This is a genomic window from Rhizobium sp. 01T444 (genome assembly GCF_056398305.1).
The window spans coordinates 16,493-40,907 of record NZ_JBFTPD010000013.1; the positions used below are offsets into that span (position 1 = coordinate 16,493).

16 protein-coding genes are annotated in these 24,415 nt (G+C 62.1%); 10 read left to right on the forward strand and 6 right to left on the reverse strand.

Annotated elements, in window-relative coordinates:
• The first annotated feature begins 28 nt into the window (after positions 1-28).
• On the forward strand, positions 29-730 hold the full coding sequence (gene bluB, locus AC1DTN_RS18250) for a 5,6-dimethylbenzimidazole synthase (RefSeq protein ID WP_442205811.1): 702 nt from the start codon (positions 29-31) through the stop codon (positions 728-730).
• Positions 731-747: 17 nt separating this feature from the next.
• Here the strand turns inward: bluB and AC1DTN_RS18255 are convergent, their stop codons facing one another.
• Positions 748-2,292, reverse strand: a complete 1,545-nt coding sequence (locus tag AC1DTN_RS18255; protein ID WP_113324486.1) for an MFS transporter — start codon at positions 2,290-2,292, stop codon at positions 748-750.
• Between the two features lie 134 nt (positions 2,293-2,426).
• Here AC1DTN_RS18255 and AC1DTN_RS18260 point away from each other — a divergent pair, with 134 nt between their 5' ends.
• The gene (locus tag AC1DTN_RS18260; RefSeq protein ID WP_113324485.1) at positions 2,427-3,281 is read left to right on the forward strand and encodes a LysR family transcriptional regulator; all 855 of its coding nucleotides are present in this window, start codon (positions 2,427-2,429) and stop codon (positions 3,279-3,281) included.
• Between the two features lie 29 nt (positions 3,282-3,310).
• Here AC1DTN_RS18260 and AC1DTN_RS18265 read toward each other — a convergent pair whose 3' ends face one another.
• Entirely contained in the window at positions 3,311-4,393 is a 1,083-nt protein-coding gene (locus AC1DTN_RS18265) for a DUF2865 domain-containing protein (RefSeq protein WP_477921970.1), read from the reverse strand.
• Positions 4,394-4,590: 197 nt separating this feature from the next.
• Between AC1DTN_RS18265 and AC1DTN_RS18270 the strand changes: the two genes are divergently transcribed.
• Positions 4,591-5,124 carry a ribonuclease H family protein gene (locus AC1DTN_RS18270; RefSeq protein WP_477921972.1) on the forward strand — a complete coding sequence of 178 codons (534 nt, stop codon included), beginning with the start codon at positions 4,591-4,593 and terminating at the stop codon, positions 5,122-5,124.
• Between the two features lie 48 nt (positions 5,125-5,172).
• Here the strand turns inward: AC1DTN_RS18270 and AC1DTN_RS18275 are convergent, their stop codons facing one another.
• Positions 5,173-7,485 (reverse strand): NADP-dependent malic enzyme, encoded by a 2,313-nt coding sequence (locus AC1DTN_RS18275; protein WP_439015118.1) that lies wholly within the window; start codon positions 7,483-7,485, stop codon positions 5,173-5,175.
• 491 nt (positions 7,486-7,976) lie between these two features.
• Between AC1DTN_RS18275 and AC1DTN_RS18280 the strand changes: the two genes are divergently transcribed.
• Together AC1DTN_RS18280 and AC1DTN_RS18285 are read left to right on the forward strand one after the other, a co-directional pair.
• Complete coding sequence (locus AC1DTN_RS18280) at positions 7,977-8,789, forward strand: UDP-2,3-diacylglucosamine diphosphatase (protein WP_113325376.1); 813 nt, start codon at positions 7,977-7,979, stop codon at positions 8,787-8,789.
• 193 nt (positions 8,790-8,982) lie between these two features.
• Complete coding sequence (locus AC1DTN_RS18285) at positions 8,983-10,203, forward strand: MFS transporter (protein ID WP_113325375.1); 1,221 nt, start codon at positions 8,983-8,985, stop codon at positions 10,201-10,203.
• Here AC1DTN_RS18285 and dgcA read toward each other — a convergent pair.
• Positions 10,155-11,138: an N-acetyl-D-Glu racemase DgcA gene (gene dgcA, locus AC1DTN_RS18290; RefSeq protein ID WP_477921974.1), complete on the reverse strand. Its 984-nt coding sequence runs from the start codon at positions 11,136-11,138 to the stop codon at positions 10,155-10,157. The genes AC1DTN_RS18285 and dgcA overlap by 49 nt on opposite strands.
• Before the next feature lie 100 nt (positions 11,139-11,238).
• On the opposite strand from dgcA, the gene AC1DTN_RS18295 reads away from it, so the two are divergent.
• Genes AC1DTN_RS18295 through AC1DTN_RS18310 form a run of 4 tightly spaced genes read left to right on the forward strand, consistent with a single transcriptional unit; the run spans position 11,239 to position 15,279 of the window.
• The gene (locus AC1DTN_RS18295) at positions 11,239-12,408 is read left to right on the forward strand and encodes an MlaE family lipid ABC transporter permease subunit (protein ID WP_477921976.1); all 1,170 of its coding nucleotides are present in this window, start codon (positions 11,239-11,241) and stop codon (positions 12,406-12,408) included.
• 1 nt (position 12,409) lies between these two features.
• Positions 12,410-13,261: an ABC transporter ATP-binding protein gene (locus AC1DTN_RS18300; RefSeq protein ID WP_477921977.1), complete on the forward strand. Its 852-nt coding sequence runs from the start codon at positions 12,410-12,412 to the stop codon at positions 13,259-13,261.
• A gap of 9 nt (positions 13,262-13,270) precedes the next feature.
• Positions 13,271-14,641: an MlaD family protein gene (locus tag AC1DTN_RS18305; protein ID WP_113325371.1), complete on the forward strand. Its 1,371-nt coding sequence runs from the start codon at positions 13,271-13,273 to the stop codon at positions 14,639-14,641.
• 23 nt (positions 14,642-14,664) lie between these two features.
• The gene (locus AC1DTN_RS18310; protein ID WP_007826825.1) at positions 14,665-15,279 is read left to right on the forward strand and encodes an ABC-type transport auxiliary lipoprotein family protein; all 615 of its coding nucleotides are present in this window, start codon (positions 14,665-14,667) and stop codon (positions 15,277-15,279) included.
• 78 nt (positions 15,280-15,357) lie between these two features.
• Here AC1DTN_RS18310 and AC1DTN_RS18315 read toward each other — a convergent pair whose 3' ends face one another.
• The gene (locus tag AC1DTN_RS18315; RefSeq protein WP_113325370.1) at positions 15,358-16,224 is read right to left on the reverse strand and encodes a D-alanyl-D-alanine carboxypeptidase family protein; all 867 of its coding nucleotides are present in this window, start codon (positions 16,222-16,224) and stop codon (positions 15,358-15,360) included.
• Positions 16,225-16,404: 180 nt separating this feature from the next.
• Complete coding sequence (locus tag AC1DTN_RS18320; protein ID WP_477921979.1) at positions 16,405-23,370, reverse strand: apolipoprotein A-IV repeat region-like domain-containing protein; 6,966 nt, start codon at positions 23,368-23,370, stop codon at positions 16,405-16,407.
• 463 nt (positions 23,371-23,833) lie between these two features.
• Between AC1DTN_RS18320 and AC1DTN_RS18325 the strand changes: the two genes are divergently transcribed.
• A complete protein-coding gene (locus tag AC1DTN_RS18325; RefSeq protein WP_113325671.1) occupies positions 23,834-24,205 on the forward strand; it encodes an Hpt domain-containing protein in 372 nt (123 codons plus the stop codon).
• Positions 24,206-24,415 lie beyond the last annotated feature (210 nt).

A 24,415-nucleotide genomic window follows, 5' to 3' on the forward strand; every position in this document is an offset into this window, starting at 1 on the left:
GGGCGGTTGCGTTGTTGGGGATTTGACGATGCGACCCATTGATGATGCCGTTTGCCCGGCATCCAGCTTTTCTGCGGCCGAACGCGAGGCCGTCTATCACGCGATCATGACGCGGCGTGACGTGCGCAGCCAGTTCCTGCCCGATCCCTTGCCGGATGATCTCGTGACGCGGCTTTTGACCGCCGCGCATCACGCGCCCTCGGTCGGCTTCATGCAGCCGTGGAATTTCATTCTGGTGAAGAGCGTCGAGGTGAGGGCGCGGGTACGCGATGCCTTCCTCAAGGCGAATGAGGAAGCGGCCCGCATGTTCGACGGCAAGCGGCAGGAGCAATACCGTTCGCTGAAGCTCGAAGGCATCGTCCAGGCGCCGCTCGGCATCTGCGTGACCTGCGATCCAACCCGCAGCGGCAGCGTGGTGCTGGGGCGCACACATAATCCGCGCATGGACAGCTATTCCACCGTCTGCGCCATCCAGAACCTGTGGCTTGCGGCACGAGCCGAAGGGGTGGGCATCGGCTGGGTCAGCATTTTTCGCGAGGGTGACCTGAAGGAGATCCTCGGCATTCCCAATCATATCGAGGTGGTAGCCTGGCTCTGCGCCGGCTTCGTCGACCGGCTCTATGATAAGCCGGAACTGGCGGTCAAAGGCTGGCGGCAGCGGATGGCGCTGGAAGAGCTGGTTTTCCATGATGGCTGGGGGCAGGTGGAAAGCGAGGCCGCGCCGGTCTGAGCCGGCGCGGGTGTGCATCATTCTGCCGGCTGGGTGCCGCAATCCTTGGCGCAGGCCGGCGTCTTCCGATGGGCAAAGACGAGGAAGCTTGCGGCGGCCAGAAGCCAGACGCCGATCGCGCCATAGAGCATGACGCCGCCGAAGCCTGCGACGAGCGCATCATGCACCGTCCCGGCGGGAATGTCTGGCAGGGAGGCAATGTTGCCGGCGGAGATCCGTTCGGCGAGCAGGCGCAGGTCGCCGGCATCCGTCGAGGTTGGCAAGGTGCTCTTGAGGTGGGAGAGCACGCCGCTGAACAGGATGAAGCCCATGACGGCGATGTTGATGGCGAGCGAGATCATCCGGGCGCTCATGTCGATGCCGGAGGCCATGCCGGCGCGATCGCTGGAGACGGCACCTGTCGTCGTATTGGTGACCGGGGTGTTGGTGAAGCCAAGCCCGATGCCGGCAAGCAGCGCGCCGGGCAGCATCGTCAGCCAGCTTGGCGCGGTGGCAGCACTGCCTGACTTCATCAGCAGGAAGCCGAGCCCGATGGTGAAAAGGCCGCCGGGAATGATGATGCCCGGCCGATAGCGCAGCATAAGCCGTTCGGCGAGCGGCGGTACGACGAGCGTCGGCAGCGTATAGGCAAGCAGCGCCACACCCGCGGCCACACTGCCATAACCGAGACCGGCTTCATACCAGATCGGCAGATAGATCATGAAAGGCCAGAAGCTGATATTCATGGCAGCCGAGCCGATGATGGCGCCCGAGAAGGCGCGAATGCCGAAGACCGAGGCATCGAACATCGGTCGCGGGTTCAGCCTCTCGGCAAAGATGAAGGCGACGAGGCTTGCCGCGGAAAGTCCGATGATGCCAAGCGCGGCAGGGCTGGCAAAGCCGAGAGCCGGACCCTGGGTGATGAAGAAAGCGAGGCAGAAGACCGCCAGCGAAAGAGTGGCGATGCCGGCCATATCGAGCCGTCCTGCAGCGGGGTCCCGCGATTCCTCAACGCCCGTTACGGCAAGGGCCACCGTCACGGCTGCCAGCACGGCATGGATGAGGAAGACCCATTGCCAGCCGGCGGCTGCTACGATCGCAACGCCTATGATCGGGCCAAAGCCGAGGCCGATCCCGAAGATGATGCCCCACCAGCCGAAGGCCATGCTGCGGGCTCTGCCCTCCGGGAATTGATGGGAGAGGACAGCCACCTGGCAGATCAGCATCACGCCGCCGCTCATGCCCTGCAGAAAGCGAGCAACGATCAGCAGCGAAACATCCTGAGCGAGGCCGGCAATCAGCGAGGTGAGGCCAAAGGCGGCAATGCCGATGAGGAAGACGCGCTTGCGGCCGTAGCGATCGGCCAATGTGCCTGCCGCCATCAGCACCGTCGTCACGGCGATCGTATAGGCATTCATGATCCATTGCAGCGCGCTGAAATCGGCATGCAGCACCTTTTCCAGCGTCGGCAGGATTGCCGGTACGCTCGATATTTCAAGGCCGAACATCAGTGAGGAGAGGCAGGCCGCCATCAGGGCGACGATGCCTCTGATACGTGAGGATGGAGGGGAGGCAGAGGTCATGCTTTGGCCTTTCGACGTTGAGACTTACAAGGGTGACATCCCTTGTCGTCCATTTGCGTCAGCATAAGCAGAGCTTGATCATTACAGAATTGGATGATTGACTATTTCAGACACAACAATTTCGGATAGATCCAATGACCATGCTCGATGTCGATTCCGTTCAGGCTTTCGTGACGATCGCCGAGAACAAGAGCTTCACCCGCGCCGCCAATGAGCTCGGCAGCACGCAAGGGGCGATTAGCGTCAAGCTCAAACGGCTGGAGGAGCGGCTCGGCCATCGGCTGATCGAACGCACGCCGCGGCTGGTGCGGCTTTCGGCACAGGGGGCGGTATTTCTTGATGCCGCACGGGAATTCCTCGCTGCCCATGACCGGGCGATCGCGGCACTTTCCTCGTCGCGCCGTCATTTCAGGCTGGGCATTGCGGCCCATGTCGCCGGCCCGGAAGTGCCGACGCTGCTTGCGCGCCTCAATGCCCATGATCCGGGGCTGACGATCGAGGTGCGGCTCGACAATTCCTGCGAGTTGCTCGCCGCCTTCGATCGCGGCGACCTAGATGCGGCGATCGTCCGTCGGGATGAGGACCGGCGCGATGGCGAGGTTCTGGCACCAGAGCATTTCGGCTGGTTTGCAACGCCGCAATTCGAATATCGCCGCGGTGAACCGCTGCGTCTTGCAGCACTGTCGCCCAACTGCAAGGTGCGGGATGTCTGCACCCGGGCGCTCGATGCGGCCGGTATTCCCTGGGCGGAAGTCTTCCTCGGCGGAGGCTCTTCGGCTGTGACAGCAGCCGTTTCAGCCGGGCTTGCCGTCTCGACCTTCTCCCATCGTCTGGCGCCTGTCGGCACGATCGAGGTCAGCGAGCGCTTCGGCCTGCCGGCGCTGCCATCCTCCGAGGTCGTGCTGCATTCGACACTGACGGATGCCAAGTCGCGTGCGGCGCTGCGCACACTGGCGGCAGCCTTCCGGGAGCATCGCTCGTCAAACTGAAGACGCGATTTCGACTGCCGATATCGTGGTTATTGCTGTTGTTGGGGCTGCGGGCCTGATGTCGCCGGATTGGTGAGATCGATCTTGCCCTGATCGCCAGCCAGGAATTGCGGGCCAACCTGGCGCACCTTGTTGCTGGCGGGGTCGTAGGGACGATCCGGCACCTGCGCCTGCGGGGCGGGCGGGGCGCTCACAGCCTTCGGTGCGTCTGTATGGATCGTGGTGATCGAACCCTTCGGCTCAGGCGCCGGCGCATAGGCTGCCTGGCTCTTGCGCATTTCCTCGTAATAGGCGGTCAGATTGCAGGAGCAGGCGGATTTTTCGCCGGGTGCGCGGGTCTTGTAGGCGAAGGCATTCTTCATCGCGCCATAGGGGGTGCCCGTTGCCGTCGAGATCATGTTCGAGGCTTCGGCGCTGGAGATGTCGCGGTAATAGAGCTCCGTCTCCACACCAGGGCACATCTTGGCGCAGGTCGCGGCATCGCGGCCGAAATCGACCGAGGTTGCATTATTGCTGATCGGGAAGAAGCCACCGTCGCAGGTGCGTACGCAGATGGTGCTGACGGGCGAGAGCATTTCCGCCCGCGGCAGGCCGTAACGCTCGCCGCCGCCAAGCGGAATGAAGGTGTCGCCGCGCATGGCCTGCTCCTCGATGGAAGGAGCCGGGGCATATGCATCGCCTTGCGCAGGTTCGCTAAAGCTGTCGCTGTTGCAGCCATTGTCTTCGAGTGCGGCCATCAGCCCCTCGCGGGCCGGATCGGCACCACCCTGGCGCAACTCGTTGCGGCGGTCCTGCAGGTAGCGGATATTGTCCACCATCTTGGCTTCGGACTGCTCAAGCTCCTCACAGAAGCCGGCATTTTCGCCGCCGACGACGACCATGCTGCCCGACGTGCAGCCGTAGCGGCGCAGATCGCCGCGCACCTTGCGCAATTCCAGGTTCTGTTCGGCAAGCGCGCCCGCATATTGGCGCATCTCGGCACCATTCGTGCCGATCGATTGCGGCAGATCGGCAAGACGCCCGCGCAGATCCTCGCAGATCGCATTGGTCTCAGCGGCTGCCGGAACCGCAAATGCCAGAAAGAAGAGGAGAGACAGGTTTCGGCGCTTCACGACGTCGTCCCGGAATGAGAAAGTATCTATCGGTCAATTGCGGCTTCAACCGACCGCGCTTTGTCTTAACGTATTTCCCTTAATAAGCTCGAAGTAATTCCTAGCGCATTTTTGCGATCTTATCCAGCAAGCCCTATGCTCCCACTCCCATCTCTCCCGCAGCTACGCGGGAGCCCGCTGATATCTAAACGGCTGATATGACAGGAATTTCCGACGAGATTCGTTCTCTCTCAACGACACCGGTAAAACCGGAACCCCGACACGGCCTTCACGTTTTCGTGGACGGTTGTTATGAGCCCGGTACGCGGCAGGGCGGGTGGGCCTTCGTCGCCTACCGCGATGGCGTGGAAATCGCGTCCGGTTTCGGCGGCGTAGAAAATTCCGCCAACAATGCGATGGAACTGACTGCAGTGCTCGAGGCGGCAATCTGGATCAGCCGCACAGCAGAGGGCGTGGCAGCGGTCATCTGGTGCGATTCCGTCTATGCCGTAGACGGCTGCAACAGCTGGCGTCCTATCTGGAGGAACAATGGCTGGAAGAAAAGCAACCCAGGTGGCAAGGCCAGAAACCGGGCGATCTCGGATGCGGAACTCTGGAAAGCCGTCGATATCGCGCTATCCCAGAATCGATTGATAGCGATTGCCTGGTGCAAGGGCCATTCCGGCATTGAAGGTAACGAACGCGCCGATGAGCTTTCGGATCAGGGACGCCGATCCATACGGCGTGCCTGATATGCCCTATGCCAACGGCCGTCGCTTCGCAGACGGCCGCAGCGCGGCTTACGCCGGCTGCGATGCCTCGACAACAGCAAGTGCTGCCATGTTGACCACACCGCGAGACGTAACCGACGGCGCCAGGATATGGGCCGGCATTGCGGTGCCGAGCAGGATCGGGCCGACATGCAGGCCGTCGGTCATCGACTTGACGACGCCGAGCGTGATGTTGGCCGCATCGAGGTTCGGGAAGACCAGCAAGTTGGCTTCGTCATGCAGCGTGGTGTGCGGCATGACGCGGCGGCGCAGCTCCTCGGAGATCGCGCTTTCGCCGTGCATTTCGCCGTCGACTTCGAGATCAGGAGCCGCTTCACGCACCAGCTGCAGCGCATTGCGCATCTTGGTGGCGCTTTCGGATTCGCGCGAGCCAAAGTTCGAATGCGAGACGAGGGCGGCGCGCGGGGTGATGCCGAAGCGCTTGATTTCCTCGGCTGCCAGCACTGTCGCCTCGGCGATTTCCTCGGCCGTCGGATTGAAGGTCACATAGGTGTCGGTGAAGAAGGTCGCGCCGCGCTGCGAAATCAACAGGCTGAGCGCGGAGAAATCGCGCACGTTCGGACGCTTGCCGATGATCTGACGCACGTCGCGCAGATGCTTCTCGTAACGCCCTTCGAGGCCGCAGATCAGGGCATCGGCTTCCCCGCGCTTCAGCGCCAGCGCACCGATGACTGTCGTGTTGGTACGCACGATGGTGCGCGCTGCCTCCGGGATGACGCCGCGGCGACCGACCAGCTGCAGATAGAGATCGACATATTCACGGAAGCGCGGATCGTCTTCGGGGTTGATGACCTCGAAATCCGACAGAGGGCGGATGCGCAGACCGTAGCGCTTCAGGCGCGTTTCGATGACCTGCGGGCGGCCGATGATGATCGGCTCGGCAATGCCTTCTTCGATCAGAACCTGAGCGGCGCGCAGCACGCGCTCGTCTTCACCTTCCGAGAAGACGACGCGCTTGCGCTCTGCTGTCTTTGCCGCCGTGAAGATCGGCTTCATGATGAAGCCGGAGCGGAAGACGAAGCGGTTCAGATGGTCGAGATAGACATCGAAATCGGTGATCGGCCGGCGGGCGACGCCGCTTTCGGCAGCAGCCTTTGCGACAGCAGGCGCGATGCGCAGAATGAGGCGCGGATCGAAGGGCGAGGGGATGAGATAGTCGGGGCCGAAGACGGGGGTTTCACCGGAATAGGCGCGGGCTGCAACGTCCGACGGCTCCTCGCGGGCGAGGGCCGCGATGGCGCGCACGGCCGCCATCTTCATTTCCTCGTTGATCGTCTCGGCGCCACAGTCCAGCGCGCCCCTGAAAATATAGGGGAAGCAGAGGACGTTGTTGACCTGGTTCGGGAAGTCCGAGCGGCCGGTGCAGATCATCGCATCCGGGCGGGCAGCGCGGGCGAGGTCCGGCATGATTTCCGGCGTCGGGTTGGCAAGCGCCATGATCAGCGGCTTGTCGGCCATCTGCGCCAGCAGCTCCGGCTTCAGGACGCCGGCAGCGGACAGGCCGAGGAAGACATCGGCGCCGCCGATATTTTCGGCGAGCGTGCGCGTGTCGCTCTTCTGGGCGTAGATCGCCTTCCACTCGTCCATCAGCTCGACGCGGCCTTCATAGACGAGACCTTCGAGATCGTGGACCCAGATGTTTTCGCGTTTGGCGCCGAGAGTCACCAGCAGGTTGAGACAGGCAAGGGCGGCCGCACCGGCGCCTGACGCGACGATCTTGACCTCATCGATCTTCTTGCCGGCGAGTTCCAGGCCGTTGAGGATGGCGGCGGCGACGATGATTGCGGTGCCGTGCTGGTCATCGTGGAAGACGGGGATCTTCATCTTTTCGCGCAGCTGCTTCTCGATGCGGAAGCATTCCGGGGCCTTGATGTCTTCAAGGTTGATGCCGCCAAAGGTCGGCTCGAGCGAGGCGACGGTAGCGACCATCTGATCGACATCTGGCGCATCCACTTCGATATCGAAGACGTCGATGCCGGCAAACTTCTTGAAGAGGACAGCCTTGCCTTCCATGACCGGCTTGGAGGCGAGCGGGCCGATGTTGCCGAGGCCGAGTACTGCGGTGCCGTTGGAGATGACGGCAACGAGATTGGCACGGGACGTATAGTCGGCGGCCTGCTCCGGATTATCACGGATGGCGAGGCAGGGCGCGGCGACACCCGGAGAATAGGCGAGCGCCAGATCGCGCTGGTTGCCGAGCGGCTTGGTCGCCTGGATTTCCAGCTTGCCGGGGCGTGGATAGCGGTGGAAGAAAAGCGCCTGCTCGTCGAGGCTACCGCCCGTCAAATTCTTTTCCGATTTGGATTTTTCCTGGTGATCCATCGCCGCCTCCAGCGTTGTTCGAAGTCTTTTGAAGACTCCTCCATACATCAATCGACCGGCCGGAACAGTACGGAAATGGCCGCAGCGGAACTTTTTGACCTGATGGTAATGGGGAGCTGACATTAAGAGCCTTCCCTGGTCAGATTGCAGCATTCTGCCGGAGCAGGTTTTCGTCAGGGCAGAAGCGATTGGCGAAGGGCATACCCCAAGTAAGTCCGAGCCGATCGCTTCTGATCCTGGCGGAAAGATGCCCGGCCCTAGCCGGTTTGCAAGCAAACCACCGGGGTTGGCTGAAACGGGCCGCCTGATCGACCGGCCGACTCCGTTTGAGCCAGCAGAATGCTGCAATGTGACCAGGGAAGGCTCTAACCGGTGGATTGAACGGCTTTGCCGGCCTTTCCTGCGGTTTGTCATCTTCCTGATACACGAGTCTGATTTTGGAAGACCAGACGAAGAACGATGGGACACGAGCGGAAAGGCTTGTGACAGACATGATGGAACCTCGGCGCTTCCGCACCCTCTTCATTTCCGATGTGCATCTCGGCTCGAAAGCCGCCAAGGCGGATTTCCTGCTGGATTTCCTGAAATACCACGAGGCAGACACGATCTACCTCGTCGGAGATATCGTCGATGGCTGGCGCCTGAAGCGTAGCTGGTACTGGCCGCAAGTCTGCAACGACGTGGTCCAGAAGCTCTTGCGCAAGGCGCGCAAGGGTACGCGCGTCGTCTATATTCCCGGCAATCACGACGAATTCCTGCGCGCCTTTCCGGGCATGCATTTCGGCGGCATCGAGGTCGTCGAGCGCATCATCCACGACGGCGCTGACGGCAAGAAGTACCTGATCCTGCATGGCGACGAGTTCGACGTCGTCGTGCGCAACGCTCGTCTGCTCGCCTATCTCGGCGACTGGGCCTACGACACGGCGATCCGCATCAACATCGTGCTCGCAGCGGTCCGCCGCCGCCTTGGCATGCCCTACTGGTCCTTCTCGGCCTGGGCCAAGCTGCAGGTCAAACACGCCGTCAATTTCATCGGCGAGTTCCAGCGCGTGGTTGCCGAGGAAGCCCGCAAGAGCGGCGCCGACGGCGTCATCTGTGGCCATATCCATCACGCCGTGATCGAGGATATGGACGGCATCCGCTACATCAATACCGGCGACTGGGTCGAAAGCTGCACGGCGATCGTCGAGCATGAAGACGGCAGGTTCGAACTCATCACCTGGCGTGCGCTCACCAGCAACGTGGCGGCACTCACATCGGTCGAATTGCTGGAAGAGGGCGATCTTGCCCCGCAGGCTGCCTGAATAATGTGTGCGTACCGCATCGGCGGTCTCCGCCGGTGCATCATGAATTTAGCCGTTGCCGTCTGGTGACAGGCCCTATTTATTTTTTAAATCGTTTCGATTTATATCCGTATCGTTTCGATCGGGCTATTTCTCGCCATAGTCGTGTTTGATGGGATGTGTTAGGCAACGCACAGTTTCCTTCAGGTCCACTATGATTCCCGCACAAAATCCCTCGATGGGCGAGGGAGCGCCGCCGCGCTTCCGGCTGCTCAGCGCGCTTTGTTACAGCGCGCCGCTGCTGGTCAACGGTATCGTCCTGCCCTTCTTCCCCGTCTGGCTTGCGACTCACCAGTTCAACGATCATCAGATCGGCACGATCCTCGCCGTACCGATGGTGGTGCGCGTTCTCGTGGCGCCGATCGTGGCGGTCTTTGCCGACCGCATGCAAGAGCGGGCGCATGTGCTGCTGTGGTCGGGCATCCTCTCGCTGCTGACGGCCATCGCGCTCTACTGGACAAGCAGTTTCTGGTCGGTGCTGATCGTCTTTGCGCTGCAGGGCGCGACCTTCGCCCCTTATGTGCCGGTCGTCGAATCGATCGTGATTTCGGGTGTGCGCCGCTGGGGGCTCGATTACGGCTCCATGCGCGTCTGGGGCTCGATCGCCTTCATTATTTCGACGCTCACCGGCGGCGAGCTGGTCGGGCGCTGGGGTGGCGGCATGGTGCTGCCCGTGATGATCTTCGGCTTCGTGCTGACGATTACGATGGCGGTCTTCTGTCCCCGTATCGGGCCGACACGGCGGCGCGGCCAGCCGATCAACCTTCCGGCGACCACAGGCAGCGGGCTGCGCGAGCCGCATCTGCTGCTTTTGCTGCTCGGCGTTTCAATCCAGCAATCAAGTCATGCGCTGCTCAACGCCTTTTCATCGATCTACTGGCATCAACTCGGCTTTTCGGGCACCGAAGTCGGCATGCTCTGGAGTGCGGGTGTGGCCTCTGAGGTCACGGTGTTCTTCCTGTCGCGGCGCCTCAACCGCCGCTTCAACGCCTGGACGCTGATCCGCTTCGGCTGCGCCGTCAGCATCTGCCGCTGGGTGTTCTTCCCGACGGAGACGAGCTTTATCGGCTTCTTCATGCTGCAATGCCTGCACGGCTTCACCTATGCCTTCGTGCATACCGGCGTGCAGCGGCGCATCGTCGCGACCGTGCAGGAGACGCAGGAGGCCTCGGCCCAGGGTGCCTATTTCTTCTATATCGGCATGGCCTCGGGCCTGATGACGATCGCTTCGGGCTATATCTATTCCGCGCTCGGCCTCGACAGCTATTATGTCATGGCCTGTGTTGCCGCCTTCGGGCTCGCCCTCGTCATCATCGCCTATTACCTTCAACCCCAGAGGCTGGCTTCCGGCGGAAATACGAGAGAACCGGCATAATTCAGGGCAGGCTCACGATCGCGGGCGAGGAGCAGCGGGCCGTCGAGATCGACGAAATCGGCATCCTGCGCCAGCAGAACGGCAGGCGCCATCGCCAGCGATGTGCCGACCATGCAGCCGATCATGATCGAGAAGCCGAGCCGCTGTGCTTCTTCCTTCATTTCCAGCGCTTCCGTCAGGCCACCGGTTTTATCGAGCTTGATGTTGATCGCGTCGTAACGATCGGCAAGGCTTGCAAGGTCGCCGGTGTGGTGGACGCTTTCATCGGCGCAGATGAGCACATGGCGGGCAATCTCGGCCAGCATGTCGTCGCGTCCGGCCGGCAGCGGCTGCTCTACCAGCGCGATATTGGCTTCGGCAGCGATGCGCAGATGATGTTCCAGCCGGTCTTCCGGCCAGCCTTCATTGGCATCGAGAATGATGGCGGAATCGGGCGCGGCGGCGCGAACCGCCCGAATGCGGCTCTCGTCGTCGCCGGTGCCGACCTTGACCTTCAGGAGCGGGCGCTGCGCATGCTCGCGGGCCTTGGCCGCCATGACATCGGGTTCGCCGAGCGAGATCGTATAGGCCGTGGTCAGCGGCTTCAGCTTGCGCAGATCGAGCCGGAAAGCGACGCTCTTGCCCGTGAGCTTGGCTTCGAGATCCCACAGCGCGCAATCGACGGCGTTGCGGGCTGCTCCCGGCGGCATGGCATGCAGCAATCCGGCCCGCGAAATGCCGTCCTCGATCAGCGGGCGGGCCGCTTCGATCTGCGCCACGACGCTTTCCATCGTCTCGCCGTAGCGGCGATAGGGCACACATTCGCCCAAACCCCTGGCGCCTCCCTCCGTCAGCGTGCAGGTGATCACGTCCGCCGAGGTCTTTGCCCCGCGCGCGATGGTGAAAGTTCCCGCAATCGGGAACGAATTCATCTGGATATCAAGATGGCGCGGCATATTTGCTCTCCTGCGAGCATGGAAATTGCGCGTTGCTTCTGTATATTAACGCGCCGGGCGGCGAATATATGTTCGCGAGTCGGGACTGTCGCTGCAAGCATTGAAAGACACAAGTATTTTGAAGTCCGAGAAACGCAACGCCGCCTCGCTGCATGTGGACGACCGAGCCGGAGGCTCGGGCCAGCTTGTGCATCTTGAAGGCAATTGGCGCAGCGCCAACATCCATCTCGTCCTGCAGGATTTCGAGAAATTGTCGCGCAACAATAGCGGCGACCTGACGCTCGATCTCTCCGATGTCACCGATATCGACACAGCCGGCATCTGGTTGCTTTGCCGGCTAAAGAAACAGCAGGAAGAGGCGGGGCGACCGGTTCATTTCGAGAGTACGAACGAGCATATCGACGAGCTGATCGCCACCTTCTCCAAGGAGCCTGAAAAGCAGGAGCCCGAGCAGAAGGAGAAGCTCTCGATCGTCGAGCGCATCCTCGCACCGATCGGGCGGATGACCCTCGACGTCTGGGACAATGTCGCCGCTTCCATGTATATCCTCGGTTCGGCGGTGCGCGGCGCGCAGATGAAATTCGGCCGTGGCAGCGGCGTTTCGCCGGCTTCGATCGTCAACCAGATCGACCATATGGGCGTGCGCGCCGTTCCGATCATCCTGCTGATGTCCTTCCTGATCGGCGCGATCATCGCGCAGCAGGGCGCCTTCCAGCTTCGTTATTTCGGTGCGGAAATCTTCGTCGTCGACCTCGTCGGCATCCTGCAGCTTCGAGAAATCGGCGTGCTTCTGACGGCCATCATGATCGCCGGCCGATCGGGCAGCGCGATCACCGCCGAGATCGGCTCCATGAAGATGCGTGAAGAGGTCGACGCGCTGAAGGTGATGGGCCTCAACCCGATCGGCGTGCTGATCTTCCCGCGGCTGGTGGCGCTGACTGTTGCGCTGCCGCTTCTGACCGTGATTGCCAACTTCGCGTCGCTGGCGGGTGCCGCTGCCGTCGCCTATCTTTATTCGGGCATTACATTCGCAACCTTCCTGTCGCGCCTGCATGAGGCCGTAACGCTTTCGACCATATTGGCAGGCATGATCAAGGCGCCGTTCATGGCGCTCGTCATCGGCATCGTCGCAGCTGTCGAGGGCCTGAAGGTCGGCGGCAGTGCCGAATCGCTCGGCCAGCATGTGACGGCCTCCGTCGTGAAGGCGATTTTCGTCGTCATCCTGATGGACGGGCTTTTTGCGATGTTCTATGCAGCGATCGATTTCTGACATGGCGGACGACGTGGATCAGCAACCGATCGAAACGAGCAAAAACGGCAATCGAGATGTCGTGCTGTCGGCGCGCGACGTCACAGTCGCTTTCGGCCCCAAGGTCGTGCTCGACAAGCTCAATCTCGATATCTATCGCGGTGAGATCCTCGGCTTCGTCGGCGCTTCCGGCACCGGCAAATCTGTGCTGATGCGCACCGTGCTTCGCCTGCTGCCGCGCCGTTCCGGCACCATCAAGATTCTCGGGCAGGATTTCGACGAGCTGGACGAGCCGGAGCGCAATGCACTCGATATGCGTCTCGGCGTTCTCTTTCAGCAGGGCGCGCTCTTCTCCTCACTGACGGTGAAGGAGAATATCCAGGTGCCGATGCGCGAATATCTCGATCTGCMTGCTTCGCTGATGGATGAGCTGGCGCATCTGAAGATCCGCATGGTGGGGCTCGCAGCCGATGCGGCCGACAAATATCCATCGGAGCTATCGGGCGGCATGATCAAGCGTGCAGCACTTGCCCGCGCACTGGCGCTTGATCCTGAACTCGTCTTCCTCGACGAGCCGACATCGGGCCTCGATCCCATTGGTGCTGCGGAATTCGACGAGCTGATCGCCAATCTGCGCGATAGCCTGGGGTTAACCGTCTATATGGTGACCCATGACCTCGACAGCCTGTTTTCGGTCTGCGACCGTATTGCCGTGCTTGGAAAGAAGCGGGTAATGGTGGAAGGAACGATCGACGACATGCTCGCCTACGACGATCCGTGGGTTCAGGCCTACTTCAAGGGCAAGCGCGCGCGTTCGATCGTGCCGCAGGACGACGCGCCGGCGGCCCGGGCGCAGCATGACAGCGGGAAGTGACCGGAGACGATGGAAACCAAAGCCAATTACACGATCGTCGGTTTTTTCACCGTTCTGGTGATCGCAGCCGCATTCGGCTTCGTCTACTGGATGGCCGAATATGGCCGCAGCGGGCCGATGGCCGAGCTGATCGTGCGCATTCCGGGCTCCGCCAACGGTTTGAGCGTCGGTTCGCCTGTTCGATTCAACGGCATCCAGGTCGGCTCGGTGCAGTCTCTCTCCATCGATGCCGACGACCCGCAATACTCGCTGGCCTTTACCGAAGTGCGCTCGGATGCACCGATCTATCCGTCCACCAAGGCGGCCCTTGAAATCCAGGGCCTGACGGGTGCCGCCTATATCGAGCTTTCCGGTGGCCGCAAGGAAGACAAGAACATTCTCCAGCAGGCGCTGGAAAGCGGCAAACGCGCCGTGATCGTCGCCGACCAGTCGAGCGTCACCAACCTGCTCGCCACCGCCGACAAGATCCTTGACCGCGCCAATGACGCCGTCGGCGACGTGCAGGGCTTCGTGCGCGATGCGCGCGGGCCGCTGACCAAGACCTTGCAGAATGCAGAAACCTTCTCGGATGCGCTTGCCAAGAATTCCGGCAATATCGACAGCTTCCTGCAGAGCGTCGGCGATCTCTCCAATACTGTGCGCAACGTCTCAGGTCGGGTGGACTCGACGCTTGCGGCTGTCGAGGATCTGGTAAAGGCCGTCGATGCGCAGAAGATCAACACGATCCTGACCAATGCCGAGAAGGTGAGCCGCGACGTGGCCGATGCCTCGAGTGATCTTAAGGGTCTGGTCGCCAAAGTCGACCAGACGGTGACGACCTACAACGAGTTCGGCAAGAAGGCGCAGGTGACGCTCGATCGCGTCGATACGCTGGTCGCCGCCATCGACGCCAACAAGGTCAAGGGTTCAGTCGACGATATCGCCCAGGCGACGAAGGATGCGCGCGCCGCCGTCGCGTCGATCCGCGACGTGACCACCACGGTCGCTGACCGCCGCAAGGATATCGACCAGACGATCCAGGACGTCCAGCAGATGGCGAACAAGCTAAACTCGGCTTCGACGCGCGTCGACGGCATCCTCATCAAGGTCGATGCGCTGCTCGGCTCAGACAATACGAATTCGCTCTTCACCGAGGCGCGCGCGACGCTCGAATCCTTCAAGAAGGTCGCCGACAACGTCAATACGCGTATCGGGCCGATCGCCGACAATCTGCAGCGGTTCTCTGGCAGTGGCCTGAGTGACGTGCAGACGCTGGTCAACGAGCTGCGCGGCACGGCGAACAACCTCAACAATGCCATCAGCAATTTCGACCAGAATCCGCAGCGGATCATTTTCGGCGGGCCGACGGTCAAGCAATATGACGGGCGCACGCGGCGCTAAACAGAGGTCAGGGGTAGCGTAATATGGGTCTATCGCATGTGATGTCGCGCCGTTCCTGGATCCGTGGAACGGCGATTATTTTGCCGCTGACGGCAGCACTTCTTGCAGGCTGCGGAACGACGGCGAAGAACGACACCTATGATCTCTCGGCAGCTACGGTCGATGGCACCGGTCCCTCGGCCAAGAGCAAGCAGATCCTGATTGCCGATCCGACGGCATTGAAGGCGCTAAACAGCGACCAGATCGTCATCCGCGTTTCGCCCTCGGAAATCCAGTATCTGTCACGCTCGCAGTGGAGCGATACGCTGCCGCGGATGGTGCAATCGAAGCTCGTCCAGGCCTTCGAGAATTCCGGCAAGCTTGGCGGCGTTGGAAAGCCGGGGCAGGGACTGGCGATCGACTATCAACTCGTGACCGACATCCGCTCCTTCGAGATCGACGCAGCGTCTGGCAACAAGGCTGTGGTGGAGATTTCCGCCAAGATCCTCAACGATCGAAACGGCACAGTGCGTGCCCAGCAGGTCTTCCGGGCCACTGCTCCGGCCGGCGGCGACAACGTGAGTTTCGTGAAGGGACTAGGCCGTGCCTTTACATCGGTCACCGACCAGATTGTTGGCTGGACGCTGACGTCGATCTAAACCTTGTCTTTATAGAGATAAGGCCCGAAACCGTCAGACGGTTTCGGGCCTTATTCGTTCCTGGCTTGTCTGGACGACTTACTTGGTCGGCTGGGCATCCGTCATCGTCGGGTTGCCGCCTGTCGCGGATGCAGTCGCGGTCGAAGCGGAGGGCAGGTAGCTGTCGAGCAGGCCGGCCATCTTGTCGTCGCGCAGGCTGGCGGTCTTTTCGCCCATGACCACACCGACGACGCGGCGGCCGTCCTTCGCTGCGGATGTCACGACATTGTAGCCCGATGCGTCGGTGAAGCCGGTCTTGATGCCGTCGACGCCGTTGTAGCGGTACATCAGGTTGTTATGGCCGCGCAGCTTCATACCGCGAAACTGGAAGCCGCGCATCGAGAAGAGCTTGAACTCTTCGGGGAAGTCTCGCATCAGCGACACGCCGAGTGTGGCCATATCGCGTGCCGTGGTGACCTGCGCCGGATCCGGCAGGCCCGACGGGTTCTTGAAGACGGTGTCCTTCATGCCGAGCTGATGGGCCTCATCCGTCATAATCGTACCGAAGGCCTGTTCGGAGCCCCCGAGCTGTTCGGCAAGGGCCACGGCCGCATCATTGGCCGACAGCACCACGATGGCTTCGACAGCCTCCTTGACCGTGACCTTGCGGCCGGCGCCGACAGCGAGCTTGAAGGGCTCCTTGCTCTCGGCATTTTCAGACATGGTGATCTTCTGATCCCAGGTCAGGCGTTTGTCATGCAGCGCCTGGAAGGTGAGATAGAGCGTCATCATCTTGGTCAGCGATGCCGGATAGTTCAGATCGTCCTGGTTGGACGCTTCCAGAACCTGGCCGGTCTGCACGTCCACGAGGAAGCTTGCCTGGCCGGCCTCGGCCTGAATGAACATGCCCAAAAGAAATGCGGACGAGAGGGCGGCGGCCATGAGCCGGGAAGTCGTCTTGGTCATCAATGTCTACGGTCTCTGTCGTGGCAAGCAATTGGCTTGGTGATGGTCTGATGGGGGACTGCCCCGTGGTGCATGCGGATCAGGGATGTTTGTGACGGATTGAAGGAGCCGGGGCAATAAAAAAGGGCCATCCACAGATGACCCCTTTTGTCTCACCATGTCAGGCTTCCATCCGACAACTCAGTTCAACCGGCCCGCCGCGTGGGCAAGCATCGTATAGACCTTGCCAGTATCCGACGTGAGGTAGGACTGCGTAACCGTGCGGTTCGGATCGGTGCGGGCGACATCGGCGAGCAGCTTTTCGAAATCACCGATATAGCGGTCGACAGCGGTGCGGAATTCCGGCTCGCGATCGTACTTGCGCTTGATCTCGTCGAAAGTCTGCTGGCCCTTCAGCGTGTAGAGGCGACGGGTGAAGACGTCGCGCTCACCGCGCTGGTAGCGGCGCCACAGATCGACCGAGGCGTCGTGGTCGATGGCGCGGGCGATATCGACCGAGAGCGAATTCAGCGATTCAACGACATGGCGCGGGTTGCGGCTGTCATTGGCGCGCTGGGCGGGAGCAGGGGCCGGAGCGGCGGCTTCCGCTGCCGGACGGGCCGGGGCGGCACGCAATGCTTCCTCGGTCTCTTCACGCGAGGCGCCGCGCAGAAGATCGCTGATCCAGCCGCCGCTGGTGGCTTCCGTGCGCGGAGCTTCCTGCCTGACCGGAGCGGGGGCCGGAGCCGGCTGGGGAGCCTGAGCGACCGGACGCTGCGGAGCTGGAGTTGGTGCGGGTGCTGCTGCCGGGGTCGGGGCGATGGTGCCGCGCAGGCCCATGGATTCGATCGACTGGCGTGCCGTCGGTGCGGGCTGCGGGGCAGGCGCCGTCGGGATCACCGGCTGGGTGACACGCTGAGCGGGCTCAGCCTGGGCAAGCGTGCGGGCAACGGGCTCGGAGAGTTCCAGACGCTGGCTGGAGCGGCCGACGATCTGCGAAATATCCTGCAGGGCCTTGATCTGCTCGGCGACGGCGCGGCGCATGGCGGACGCGCTTTCCTTGGCTTCTTCCGGCAGGTCGAAGGCGCCACGCTTCAGCTCGGCGCGGGTGGCGTCGAGTTCGCTGCGGATATCGGTTGCGGAGCGGCGGATATCTTCCGTTGCTCCCGAGAAGCGGCCGACAGCGTCGTCGATCGCATCGCGGAGCGATTCACGCAGGTTCTGTGCTGCACTGTCGGAGGCGCGTCCGGCTTCGCCGAGCATGCGCTCGACGTCCGAGAGCGAGGCCGTCAGGCCGCCACGCAGGCGGTTGGTGAGGTCGCCGGAGCGGCGCTCGACATTGGCAAAGCTGGTGTCGATCGTGGCATTGGCTTCCTCGCCGGCGCGGTTGATCGCTTCGCGCATGTTGGACGCTGCTTCCTCGGCGCGCTTCTCGGTATCCGAAAGCACACGTCCGATATCGGCAAACGAGGCCTGTACGCTCTGGCGCAATGTGCCGGTGACCTGGTTGGAGCGCTGCTCGGCACGTTCGAAGACCATCTCGATCATGCCGCCGAGGCCGCGCATGGTCTTTTCGATCTCACCCGAACGCTGCACGAGGCCGGTTGCCAAAGTCTGCAGGGCGGTCTCACGCTCTTCCAGCGTCGAGACAAGGCCGGACTGGGCGGCAGCGAGAAGCTGCGAGGCCTGGCCGAGAACCTTCGAATGGTCGTCGAAGCGGCCGATGATGCCGCCGACCTGGGCGAGCGTCTGGCCTGATATATCCGACAGGCGATCGACCTTGCCTTCGAGAAGGCGGGTCGAAGCGGAGACCATTTCGGCAGCCTTGGCTGCAGAGTCCGTGAAACGCGTGGTCGTGTCGCCGAGGCGGCTGTCGACGCCGCTCAGCTGATCGGCGGCACGCGTCATCATCATGGACATGGCCGCGCTGCTTTCCGACAGGCGCTGGACAAGGCCGTTGACGTTGTTCGTCAGGCTGTTCTCGATGGCGGCGACGGCATTGGCGACATTTTCGGCCCGGGCGGCGACGGCCTGGGTGAGCACTTCATTTTCCGCACGCAGGCGCTCGGCGCTGAGGCTTGCTGCCGCGGTGATGCGGGCTGCAGCTTCCTGGCCGGCGTCGGTGTAGCGGTCGATGATCGGCCGTGCCGTCTCATCCAGAATGCGCGTCAGCTCGGTGGAGCGGCCGGCAAGCATGGAGTTCAAGTCGCGGGTGCGCTCGTCGAGCGTTGTGCGGATCGAATTGCCGCGTGCTTCCAGCGCCTTGTCGATATCGGTGAGTGTGGTGTCGATTTCGCGGGCACGCTGCTCCAGGCTGGAGCGGATGATGCTGCTGCGGGCTTCCAGCGCACGGTCGACTTCGGCCATGCTGGATGTGATCTGGCTGCCGGCATCGGTCAGCGTCGAGCGGATCGAATTGCCATGCGCTTCCAGCGTCTGGCCGGCATCGGCGAGCGCATGATTGATGGCGCTGACCTGGCTGCTGACGATGTTTTCTGCTTCCGCCACCTTGTTGACGATGACGTTGCCGGCCTCGGAGAAGGTCTGGGCAACGGCGGCAGCCTGGCCGGCGAGGCGGCTCTGTGCCTCGGCGACGCGGTTGACGATCTGCGAGGAGCGCTCGTCCATGGCTTCGGCGAACTGCTGGCCGGTGCGGCTCAGCAGTTCCGAGGACTTGGTGGCTTCGCCATCCATGCCTTCGGCAGCTTCGGCAACGGCGTTGCGCAGGCTGGCAGCAAGACCGGCTGCCTTGCCTTCGATCGTGCGGTTGACGGCATCGAGACCGACGGTCAGAGCGCGGTCCATGGTGGAGAGACGCTCTTCGATGCGCGCGGTGCCGCGATCCATCATGTCACTCAGGGCCGAGGTCCGGCCGTCGATCGACTGGGCCATGTTCGCACTGCCGCTGTCGAGTGTTTCGGCAAGATGTGCCCGGCGGCTGTCGAGAGCCTGGGTGAGATTGGCGCTGTGGCTGTCGAGAGCATGCGTGAGGTTGGCGCTGCTGTTGTCGAGGGCCTGGGTGAGGTTGGCGCTGCCGGCATGCAGCGCATCCGTCAGGCTGGCGGCGCGGCCGTCGAAAGCTTCCGTCAGGCTGGCGGTGCGGCTGTCGAGTGCCTGGGTCAGGTTTGCGGCGCTGTTGCCGAGCGTTGCGGCGATGCGCTGGGCTGTGTCGTCGCCGATCGAACCCAGACGGGAGATACTGTCATCCAGCAGGCCGGAGAGATGGCTGCCTGCAGCATCAACCTTGTCGGCCACGCCGCCGACACCATCGGCAATACGGGCCTCGATGGCGGCAAGGCTGGCTTCGACGCGGGTGCCGGTCTCCGTGAAGCGGCCCGTGAGGTTGTCGACGGAGTGGTCGAGATGGCCGGAGAAATCGGCGGCCGAACGCGAGATCGTGTTGGCGGCTTCCTGGAAGCGACCGGCAATCTGGCCGGCACCTTCGTGCATGCGATCCTCAAGCGACTGTGCACTCTTATCGATCGCAGTGCGGATCGCGGCCTCGCGATCTTCCAGCGACATTTCGAGCATGCCGATGCTCGTCGCAACCGACGTGCCGATCGAGGTCGCCTGTTCGGAGAGCGTGTCGTTGATGAGGTTATGAGCCTCAGTCAGCGTCAGCGTGATGGCATTGGTGCGGTCGTCAAGCGTGGTGCGGATGCGGTCATGCGCGGCGGCGAGCCCACCTTCGACGTTGCTTGCGGCATCGTTGGCAAGGGCGGCCATACGCTGCTGGGCGTCGGTGAGGCCATCCTCGATGCGGCCCGTCATGCTGCCGATGATGCCTTCCATGCGGGCGCTGCCGGCATCGAGGGCTTCGGACAGGGTGGAGGTGTGCTCGGCAAGCGCGGTTTCCAGACGTGCCTGATTATCCGTATAGGCGGCGCGGATCGCTTCCGTGCGGTCGGCAAAGGCGCCGGCAACACGCTCTTCGGCATTGGCAACGGTATCCATAATGGAGTTGCTGCGGTTTTCGAGCGCGGATTCGAAGCGGCTCTGGCCATCGTCGAGCGAAATGGCGAGCGCCATGGTCTTTTCGTCAAGCGTATCGGACAGGCGGTCGGCGCTATTCGTGACGGCATTGACGATGGATTCGGCGCGGCTTGTGAGCGCTTCCTCGATGCGGAGCTGGCTTTCGCCGAGTGATGCGGCGATCCGGTCATGCGTGCCGGTGGCAGCGTGGACGAGAGCATCAGTGCCCGCCGTCAGCGTGTCTTCCAGGCGGCTCTGGCTTTCGTTCAGCGAGATGGCAAGGGCCATTGCCTTTTCGTCGAGCGTTTCGGAGAGGCGGTCATGCGTGCCTGACACGGCGTTAAGCAACGCCTCCGAATGGGTCGACAACGTATCCTCGATGCGCGACTGCGTCTCGTTCAGCGAAATGCCGAGCGCCATGGCCTTCTCGTCGAGCGTTTCAGCGAGGCGGTCATGCGTGCCCGAGACGGCGTTGATCAACGCTTCCGAATGGGTCGAGAGCGTGTCTTCGATGCGCGACTGCGTTTCGTTCAACGAGATGCCGAGCGCCATCGCCCTTTCATCGAGCGTCTCGGCGAGACGGTCATGCGTGCTGGAAACTGTGCTGAGCAGTGCCTCCGAACGGGTGGCAAGCGTATCGTCGATGCGGGCCTGGCCTTCATTCAGCGAGATCGCAAGCGCCATTGCCTTTTCATCGAGCGTATCGGAGAGGCGGTCATGCGTGCCGGAGACGGCATCGATGATGGCCTCCGAGCGGGTCGCAAGCGTATCCTCGATACGGGCCTGGCCTTCATTCAGCGAGATCGCAAGCGCCATTGCCTTTTCGTCAAGCGTATCGGAGAGGCGGTCATGCGTGCCGGAGATGGCACTGAGGAAAGACTCGGACCGGGCCGCGAACGTATCCTCGATACGGGTCTGGTTTTGCTTCAGCGTCTCGGAGAGGCGGTCATTGGTGCCGGAAACGGCATTGATGAGCGATTCCGAATGGGTCGAGAGCGTGTCTTCGATGCGCGACTGCGTCTCGTTCAGCGAGATCGCCAGCGCCATCGCCTTCTCGTCGAGGGTTTCGGCGAGACGGTCATGCGTGCCCGAGACAGTATTGATGATGGCTTCGGAACGGCTCGTGAGCGCCTCGTCGAAGCGGGCGTGGTGGTCTGCGAGCGCGCCGATCAGCGCTCCGCCGCGTTCGGCCATCACACTGTCGATGCCGGTATGCGCAGTCTTCAGCGCATCGGTGATTTCGGCGGCGCGGGCGGCGAGAACGCTGCTCAGCTCTTCGGCGCGGCCGCCGAATGCCCCTGTGACCCTTTCGGTGCCGCTGTCGACGGCAGTGGTGAGTTCGGTCGTGGTTGTCTGCAGCGTATCGCGGAATTCGGCTGCCCGGGCAGCGAGGTTGTTCTGCAGTTCGGAGGTGCCAGCTGCGAGCGCCAGCGAGATTTCCGACGTGGCGTTGCTCAGCGCCGAACCGAGTTCGCCGGTACGGGTAGACAGCGCCGAGGTGATTTCCCCCGCACGGTCGGCAAGCGTGCTATCCAGCACTTCCTGGCCGGTTGCAAAGGCGGTCGCCAGCGCCAGCGACTGCTCACTCATGGACGTGCCGAGGCGCTCGATATTGGTATTGAGGATGCCTTCAATGGAATCCGCGTTGCCCGACAGCGTTTCGTTGATGCGGGTGAGGCTTTCGATGAGCTTGGTGTCGAGCGAGCCGGAGCGCTTGTCGAAGGCATCGGTGAATTCGGCGACGCGTTCGTCGAAGGCGGTCGAAAGCTGGGCGACAGTCGTCTGCAGGCGCTCCTCGAAGAAGCCGGAGCGCACGTCGAGATCCATGACCGCATCGTCGGCCGTCGATTGCAGGCTCTGGCGGAAGCTGGCGCCCTTTTCGTCGAGTGCGGCATTCAGCCTGGAGAGCACGTCGTCGAGCGTGCCGCCGATCGTGCGTTCGCCAGAGGTCAGGCTCTGATTGATCTCGCGGGTGCGGGAAACCAGGATTTCATTGAGCTGCTGAGTGCGCTCCTGAAGGGCGGCGTTCAGGCGCTCCGTGCTCGCATCCATCGTCGAGGCACGCGTCTCGAACTGGGTGAGCAGGCGCTCGCCATGTTCGTTGATCGTATTGGTCAGCGCGTCGAGGCGGTTGTCGAATTCATTGCCGATCGCAAGGCCGGATGCGGTCAGCGTATGGAGCAGCGTATCGGTCTTGGCGGCCAGCAGCGTGCCGAGCGACTGCATGGCGCTGTCCGATTTCTCCATGATCGCGGCAGCGCGCGTATCGATCAACGAGGCGAAGGCTTCGCCCGAGGTCGCAAGGCGGATAGCGATCTCTTCCGTCGCGAGCGACAGTTCTTCCTTGAGCTGATCGTGAACACCGGCGATCGAGGAGCGGATGCGGTCGGCATGATTGACGATCGCTTCGCGCTCGGAGCCGAGTTCGTGGACGAGGCCGCGCACGCGCAGTTCGTTATCCGCATAGGAACGCTCCAGCGCATTCACTTCGGAATGCACGAGCGTTTCGAGTTCCGAAGCGCGCGCAATGGTGCGCTCGATGCCTTCATTCATCGCCGAGACTTCGCGGCGCACGGCCTGGCCGACCGTCATGATGCGTTCAGACGCGATGGTTTCCGGCTCTGAAAGGCGCAGCGCAACTTCAGCCATGGAGCGGGCGGCGTTGCGCATGTCCTGGGCGCGCGAGATCATGATGGCGAAGGCATAGAACATCATGACCGGCACGATGATGCCGACAATGCCGGCAATCACGCCCGGCAGGGAGGCAAGATCAGTCAGCGAGCGGATCTGGGAGATCTGCGGCGCATAGAGCATGAACATCAGCCCGAGGCCGATGATGACCCACAGGATGGAAACGAGAGCGGCCGTGCGCAGGGCAGGGCGGCTGGAGCCGTTTTCCAGCGACTTCAGAAGCGAAGCGGGAGAATTGCGGCTGGCGTCGTTAGCCGGGGCGAAGGCCGGTGCTCGCGGAGCCTGCTGATCGCCTGTACGGCCAGAGCGGCCGCGGCGGCGCTGTGCTTCTTCCTGGGACTGATTACGGGCATTGGATGGGTCAGTCACATTAGCCTCCGGGGCGTGGGGCGCGTTGCCGCGGCGAGACGGCACGTTCTCCTGGCCGAAATCGATCTGAAGCGCCTCGTCCAATGCCTTGAACGCCTTGTCCTCGATCGATTCATTGTACTTGTTATTCGCCATTCCGATATGCCTCGCAATTCCCGGCCAGTCCGGCAGCGCGTCCGGGCCACCGCCTTTGCCCGGAAAGAACCTTTGCCGTGCCAGCCTTCCATCCAAGACGGACGGATAAGCATGTCATTTCAGAGTAGATAGCCGATTTTTCAAACGAAAGGTATCAAAACACTACCATTATCCACTCTGTCGGCAAAGGCGCGCGGCATGAGCCCGCCTCAACAGTATCGTAGTGACACATCTGGGCTGCCTACACAATTAATGAACCCTTGCGTTTCCATCCCTCTTAACCCGTTGTTAACACCTTTAAATTTTGGAAGCGGCCTAAAAGCCGATATTTTAGCGATATTTAAGGGACGTTAACCATATGGTTAGATTTTCGCCCGGAATGCGCCGGAATTTAACGGGATCGCCATTCTCCGACCGCACAACAGTAGCAAGCGCGGACGATATAAGACGGGAGAATTGGCAAATGGCAGCAGTGAGTATCGCATTCGAAGCACCTGACAATTCCACGGGGCCTTCGCCCTCCAAGATCAGGCCGATCGACCTTGTTCATCTTGCGCGCCAGACGATGGGCGACAAGACGGTGGAAATCGAAGTTCTCCAGATGTTTGCGCGCCAGGCGCGCGCCTGCCTGCAGGACATTGCAAGCGGCGAGTCTGCCAGGGTCGGTGCTGCGGCACACCGCCTGAAGGGAGCCGCAAGCTCAGTCGGCGCCTTCCGGGTTTCGCAATCGGCGGAAGCCGTCGAAGAGAACAATGGCGACGCGACCGCCATGGCAGCGTTGGGTGCAGCCGTCGTCGACGCCGAGAATTTCATTTTGAAACTCTGCCGCGGATAAGGCAGGACAGGTTTGGGCTGACCTTGAGCCTGTATGTGCGTCCATTTTGACGCACATACAGGCTCAATTTTTTCTAAATCTACGCATCAGGCTTTCCGAAAATCGATCCCGATTTTCTGACCGATACTGTAGGCCCGCTGTTCCATAGCGGAACGGCGGGTCTTTTTGCGACTTCTCCCGTGACGCATAGAGAATGGCGCAACCCTAGCC